The following is a 1,454-nucleotide window of genomic DNA, read 5'->3' on the forward strand; positions in this document are numbered from 1 at the left end:
GAACGTTGTAGGTTCTTTCCATCGATGCTCCCGGAGGAAGCTGCACGTCTGTAAAAATAATTCCTCTATCTTCTGTAGGTACGAAACCTTTTTTCATGCTTCCGTTTGCCCAATAGATAATTCCTCCGGTAACAACAAGAATTACTAATGTTACCCATTTATGTTTAATAAGGAAATTAAATCCTCTTCCGTAACGATCAGTTGCTGTTTTGAAACCGATATTGAATTTATAAAAGAATTTCTGAATGAAATTTTTATTCTTATAATCTTCGTGATGCTCTTCGTGAGGTTTTAAGAATAATGAACATAAAACCGGACTTAAAGTTAATGCATTAATCGCCGAAATAATGATCGCAATAATTAAGGTAATCCCAAACTGCTGATAAAATACTCCGGTAGGACCTGTAATAAATGTAACCGGAATAAATACAGCCGCCATTACCAAGGTAATCGAAATAATCGCACCTGTAATTTCGTCCATTGCTTCTACCGTTGCTTTTTTAGCATTGGAAATTCCGTGCTCCATCTTGGCGTGCACTGCCTCGACGACGACGATCGCATCATCTACCACAATACCAATTGCTAAAACCAAAGCGAAAAGCGTTAATAGGTTTAACGAATATCCGAAAAGATTAAGGAAGAAAAATGTTCCCACAATTGATACCGGAACCGCAATTGCCGGGATTAATGTTGATCTGAAATCCTGTAAGAAAATATATACTACAATGAATACAAGGATGAAAGCTTCAATCAAAGTGTGAATTACTTTTTCGATAGATGCATCAAGGAATTCGTTGGTATCAAAGTTAAATGTGTATTTTACACCTTCAGGATAAGTACTTTCGTTTTCTTTAAGCTGTTTTTTGATGTTTTCAATAATTTCCTGAGCATTCGATCCCGGCGTTTGGAATACACCCATACTGATGGACGGATAATCTCCGTTTTCACCAACACCACTGTAAGATAAACCTCCCAATTCTACTTTTGCAACATCTTTCAGCATCAAATTCTGCCCATCCGGAAGAGATTTAATGATAATGTCATCATACTGTTCTTTATCACTGAATTTACCAACATATTTAATGATATATTCAAAAGAACTTCCGCTGTTTTGTCCTAAAGATCCAGCAGCAGCTTCTCTACTCTGATCATTGATTGCATTGGTAACTTCGGCTGGAGTAATTCCGTAAGCTGCAAGCTTTGCAGGGTCAAGCCAGATTCTCATTGAGTAATTTTTTCCACCAAAAACATTGGCTTCACCTACTCCATTAATCCTTTGAAGGTTTGGAATAACGTTGATATTCAAAAAGTTTTGAAGATAAACGTCATCGATATTTTTGTTTTCAGAATAAAAAGATAAATACATCAATGCACTTGTCTGCTGTTTCTGAGTAACAACTCCTGAACGCGTTACCTCACTCGGAAGCAACGGGCTGGCTCTTGCAACACGGTTT

General features: G+C 37.1%; 1 protein-coding gene. It reads right to left on the reverse strand.

All coding sequences use genetic code 11. The features are described from left to right. Window positions 1-1,454: efflux RND transporter permease subunit (locus AB4Y90_RS17860; RefSeq protein ID WP_441558909.1), on the reverse strand; the 1,454-nt coding region annotated here is incomplete at both ends.

This window comes from Chryseobacterium sp. 2TAF14 (assembly GCF_052115105.1).
Lineage (GTDB): Bacteria > Bacteroidota > Bacteroidia > Flavobacteriales > Weeksellaceae > Chryseobacterium.